At 57.4% G+C, this 5,092-nt stretch carries 3 protein-coding genes and 2 pseudogenes; 1 reads left to right on the top strand and 4 read right to left on the bottom strand.

The window, feature by feature from the left end:
• Positions 1-181: pseudogene (locus CFB82_RS40895) on the bottom strand (IS5/IS1182 family transposase); the annotation flags it as partial.
• 119 nt (positions 182-300) lie between these two features.
• On the opposite strand from CFB82_RS40895, the pseudogene CFB82_RS44670 reads away from it, so the two are divergent.
• Positions 301-420: pseudogene (locus CFB82_RS44670) on the top strand (IS3 family transposase); the annotation flags it as partial.
• A gap of 138 nt (positions 421-558) precedes the next feature.
• On the opposite strand, the gene CFB82_RS40890 reads toward CFB82_RS44670, so the two are convergent.
• From CFB82_RS40890 to CFB82_RS43630, 3 genes are all read right to left on the bottom strand, one after another.
• Positions 559-2,394, bottom strand: coding sequence for a hypothetical protein (locus CFB82_RS40890; RefSeq protein ID WP_089487882.1), 1,836 nt, complete (start codon positions 2,392-2,394; stop codon positions 559-561).
• Between the two features lie 111 nt (positions 2,395-2,505).
• Positions 2,506-3,336 carry a sulfotransferase family protein gene (locus tag CFB82_RS40885; RefSeq protein ID WP_089487881.1) on the bottom strand — a complete coding sequence of 277 codons (831 nt, stop codon included), beginning with the start codon at positions 3,334-3,336 and terminating at the stop codon, positions 2,506-2,508.
• Between the two features lie 223 nt (positions 3,337-3,559).
• The coding region (locus tag CFB82_RS43630; protein WP_218829098.1) for a beta strand repeat-containing protein at positions 3,560-5,092 on the bottom strand (1,533 nt) is incomplete at its 5' end.

The raw sequence follows: 5,092 nt of genomic DNA, 5'->3' as shown, positions 1-5,092 counted from the left end.
GCGCTGTCGCGCCGAACAGATCGATCACCTGCGCAGCAATGCCTTCACGATTGCGATGCGCGAACAGCGGCGCCATCGTAGCTTCGAGCTGCGCCCACGGCATGCGCGTCGCGAGCACCGCAAGCGGATGGCGCAGGTCGATCATCGAATCAAGGCGGCTTCGGAAGAAATCGTCGGTCATGTCGGCGCGCTCCAGCTCCCAGGTTCTAAATCAGATCGATATTCGTTCTGGGAGTTCGCAGCATATCCGGCTCCCGGCAATCCCTTGCAGGGCTTGGTTCAACTATGTTTTGCATGTCCGACTACATCGAAGTGTTTTACAACCGGAGGCGCCGCCACTCCACGCTCGGTCAGGTGTCGCCAACCCAGTTTTTTCACGACTGGCTCCGCACGCAGGACGAGCAAAATCTGGCAGCATAACGACTCGCCCTTGGTGCGCGAAAAACCGGGGGAAGCTCATCATTTGCGTCCGCAATTCAAGTCTGCGGACGCAATCGTGGATTGGTTCAGCCGCGCCGGCTAGGTGCGGAGAATTTCGCGCTTACAAAGGAGCAGGCCCTACAGCAAGGCTTCCAAGGCCTGGGCAAAAAGCTCCGGTTGTCCTTGGTAGAACACCTTCACAGCATTGTTCTTCAGCAACTTCCGTCGCAAAGAGATTCGCGTCTCATCATCAATAATCAGTCGCTTGGCCGCTTCCACATAGTCATCCCTTGACTTTGCAATGAGCCAGTCCGGCAGGCCGATGCGAGTCAAAAGCGCTTCATCGATATGCTCCAGCACCTCCGGCCCCGTTTTGCACACGCCCACCATACCCAGCGCTGTCACGTCCACAATGCCGTTGGTGTTGCCAAATGGAAATGGGTTCAAGTACAGATCACATGCGTTAATGCGTGTCATGTATTCCGCATACGGCATGATCGGATGGATGACGGCGTCGGGTAGATAGCGGCAAATGAGATGGCGCGCCTCCAGATATACCAACCCGCGTGCGACACCCATAAAAAAATGGAACTCGACCGGCTTGCTTACCTCGTGCCGGATACGTGCCAGCGTTTCGACGAAGCCAGGATTCAGCTTCATCGTGGTGGCGGCAATCGCAATACGTACGGTGTCCGGGTGTTCGCGCAGCACAGGGTCGTAAGCACCGGTTTGCGCCGATGGCACAAATGGCATGGCGGCCTTCGGCACCGGTAACAGCTTTTCGCTGAAGCAGTCGGCATCACCCACCCAGTCTTCCGGTAACACGAAGTAGTCGATAAAGGGGGAGTGCGAGGTGGCCGGATGCCCATAGGAGACAATCTGCACCGGTGCCAAGCGCAAATTCGTCAGATAAATACTGTGTGGAAACATGCCGAATGCCGGGTAATAGACGATGTCGGGCTGCAACTCCTCTGCTTTGGCCCGGACAAACGACACGGTATCGCCCGTGACTTCCACATATTCTTCGAATACGGCTTTGCCCAACTGGTCCACCTGTCCGGCGTGCCCGATACCCACGACCCGGAATCGTTCGCTAGCTGCCTTGATCGAAGCCGAGTGAGTGCGGTAAATCGAATGGGAGCCGGAGAACCATTCCAGCACGACCATCAGCAACGGCTTCTCACCGACTGCGCGCGGCCGCGGCACGTGCTTCACATCGCGTATGCCTTGCTCGTCCAGCTTCTGGCGCACCAGCCGATTGATCGGCCCCTTGATCCGATGCCGCCGCGGCGTGTCGGCATAGCTGCAATGCATGTAGACATCATGCAGCACACCGATAGGGAGCACGTTCAGGTCATTAATCTGTTCGAGCTTGGGCGGCAGCCATTCCAGCAACTTTTCACGTTTGTCGTGGGCCGCCATGGTGCCCAAGAAGCGTGGCGAGAGCAAAGCACAGGCCAGCGCAACCGCCAAGTGCCGATCATGCGACCACAGAGCTTCCATATCCATTGGAATCTCTGAATTGGGCGTATAAAGCAGGCAGAACTTTGCCAGGTCACGATTGTTCACTTCTACCGCGCGCGCATTAGGCCCCTTGATGTTCAGGGCGCGCAAAATGTGATCGGCGTTCAGGAAAGAGCTGGCTGCGAACAACGTCGCGATCCAGCGATGAAAATACAACAGCTGTCGGTAGCCGTCGAAAGACAAGCCGAAGGCCGAATCGCAGAACAGTGCCGAGAGCGCCGAACAGATGCGATTGATAATATGCGGATCCTGGTCCACACCCACCATGTTCGCAGTTGGCAGGGCTTCGAATCCATGGTCGAATCCCCCGTAGTTGCGATCCAGCATCGCTAGTAGAGCAACAAACTCTCTCGCTGCCTGCTCGTGCTGACGAGCGTAGCAAGCGGATTCAAATCGGCCGAGTGAGAAAGCCGGTTCTGTGACTGCCATCGTTGCTTGGGAACTACTCATAACACCCTCTTCTTCTGGCCGCACGAATGTCGTTGATATCTAGGCTCACGGGTCGTCCAATCGAAATGGGACTTCCTGTTCTTCTGGTGGCGGCCGACATGGCCGGCAGACTCAGACAATCCGCACGTCACGTGGGTTCTTACTAGGGTCGAGCCAGAAACTGTCGCCGGCAAAGCGCTGGAACAAATCCGGCGGCAAGATGGTGTCCCTCGGAGTAGCGCGCACTTTTCGCCCAACAGCATGCAAGCCCGGAGTACCAAGTCGTCCGTCGTACGCGTCGCCCTCATCGAACTCCACGTTATCGAAGTCATGCTCGAACCACGGCTCGCCAATGAAGTCGTATATTGCCGAAAGAACCTTCTTGGGATTGCTCGTCAAGGTGTCGTACTGCACCAGTAACATGCTTTGCGCGTGCTCACCATAAAACGCCTCACGCAGTGCGTCGTAAGCAAACCCTACAGTGCCGTCTGAACTCGCCAGGGCACTGGCTCGCGAATACACCGTGCCGCTTGCGGCGAAATTGAATACCCCCGATGGTTGTAATGCGTTGCGGTTCACCAAGCGCTCAAAGCTATCAATGATCCAGCTTGTATCGCGTACGCAGGCAATTACCTTTGCCTGTGGAAACAGAAGGCGCAGGGTCGGCAACTTGCTACACCAAAATCGATTGGTGTCAAAGATCACCCTCGCGTTGCTGGTGGAAAAGTAGTTCATTACAAAACCACGAAGAATTCGGTGCCTCGCGTCATTATCCAAAAAAACCGACGCCTCAACCCGATCACTCATCGCTTCAAGTAATGCCAAAAAAATTCCGCCAACCGGGCTGGTCATTCCTGCATGGAAACGGGGATTCTGCTTGAGCAATGCCGCAAGCAGCGTCGATCCAGATCGGGGCAAACCTGAAATGAAATGGAATGCCGGATCTTCATTTTGTATCTTCATAAAATGCAAACCCTATACGTTCTTTTCAACTACTAGATCTCGCGAATGAAGCGCAGATATCCGTCCTACCATCTTGCATGGAACTCGGCGCAGGGATCTTCGCCAGAATGCACGCATTTCATCGGCACAATGACTGTCGCTATTCACACGCTCTCCCCTTTCAGACAAAGGATTGCCGTCGCCAAGCAAGTATCGGCCGTGCTTGCATGGTCGCCAATTGACATCAATAGCCACGATCTGAATTGGTCCGTCGAGTACATTCGTTCACTGGTAGGGAATCAACGCCATCCGGCGTACGGATACTGCCCGACTTGCAATTCAGTCTCGACGACGGGCCTGCCACCGGTATCTCAACCGGACCTTCGGTCGGCAACTCTCCAGTCATAGCGACCTCCAACATCTGGAACGATTCGGGGGTTTGCGTCACCGTCAGGCGCTCGGCAGGATAAGTGCGGTCCACGTAATAGTTAGCCCAGCGTGCACCTCGCCATTCATCCACATTGAACGTAAGCGCAGTGATCAGCGCCGGCTCCGGCCTCGGCGTGATCGTGCCCGTGTTGTTGACGTAGGTGATCACGTAGTCGCCGAGCGTATCGCCATTGCCGCTGCTCAGGCCCACGCCACTGCTGTTGACCAGCAAGGTGGAACCGTTGGTACCCAGCACGTTCGAATTGTTGTACGACTGCGTCAGGCCCGTCAAGCTGTCACCGCCCACCAGGCCGGTGATGTTGGTCACGGCTACGTTGCTCGCCGTGGTGCCGTCGTACACCTTGGTACCCGAGCTCGCCGTCACCGTCACCGAGGCCGGCGTGATCGTGCCCGTGTTGTTGACGTAGCTGATCGCGTAGTCGCCAAGCACGCTGCCTGCGCTGCCGGTCACACCGACATTGCTGTTGTTGACCAGCAGCGTGGAACCGTTGGTGCCCAGCACGTGCGAATTGTTGTACGACTGCGTCAGGCCCGTCAGGCTGTCGCCGCTCACCAGCCCGGTGACGTTGGTCACGGCTACGTTGCTCGCCGTGGTGCCGTCGAACACCTTGGTGCCCGAACTCGCCGTCACCGTCACCGAGGCCGGCGTGATCGTGCCCGTGTTGTTGACGTAGCTGATCGCGTAGTCGTTGAGCGTGTCGCCATTGCCGCTGTTCAGACCCACGCCACTGCTGTTGACCAGCAAGGTGGAACCGTTGGCGCCCAGCACGTGCGAGTTGTTGTACGACTGCGTCAGACCCGTCAGGCTGTCGCCGCCCACCAGCCCGGTGACGTTGGTCACGGCTACATTGCTCGCCGTGGTGCCGTCGTACACCTTGTTCTGGCTCGAAGCCGTTACCGTCACCGAGGCCGGCGTAATCGTGCCCGTGTTGTTGACGTAGGTGATCGCGTAGTCGTTGAGCGTGTCGCCATTGCCGCTGTTCAGGCCCACGCCACTGCTGTTGACCAGCAAGGTGGAACCGTTGGCGCCCAGCACGTGCGAGTTGTTGTACGACTGCGTCAGGCCCGTCAGGCTGTCGCTGCCTACCAGGCCGGTGACGTTGGTCACGGCTACATTGCTCGTCGTGGTGCCGTCGAACACCTTGGTGTCCGAGTTCGCCGTCACCGTCACCGAGGCCGGCGTGATCGTGCCCGTGTTGTTGACGTAGCTGATCGCGTAGTCGTTGAGCGTGTCGCCATTGCCGCTGTTCAGACCCACGCCACTGCTGTTGACCAGCAAGGTGGAACCGTTGGCGCCCAGCACGTGCGAGTTGTTGTACGACTGCGT

The organism is Burkholderia sp. HI2714 (assembly GCF_002223085.1).
GTDB classification, from domain to species: Bacteria; Pseudomonadota; Gammaproteobacteria; order Burkholderiales; family Burkholderiaceae; genus Burkholderia; species Burkholderia lata_D.
Note: the sequence above shows the minus strand (reverse complement) of the source record. Positions and strands in the feature narration are given on the sequence as shown.

What these genes read in the sequence shown, in the direction of transcription:
- CFB82_RS40890 (WP_089487882.1), bottom strand. Translation starts at nt 2,394, where the DNA reads ATGAGTAGTTCCCAAGCAACGATGGCAGTCACAGAACCGGCTTTCTCA.
- CFB82_RS40885 (WP_089487881.1), bottom strand. Translation starts at nt 3,336, where the DNA reads ATGAAGATACAAAATGAAGATCCGGCATTCCATTTCATTTCAGGTTTG.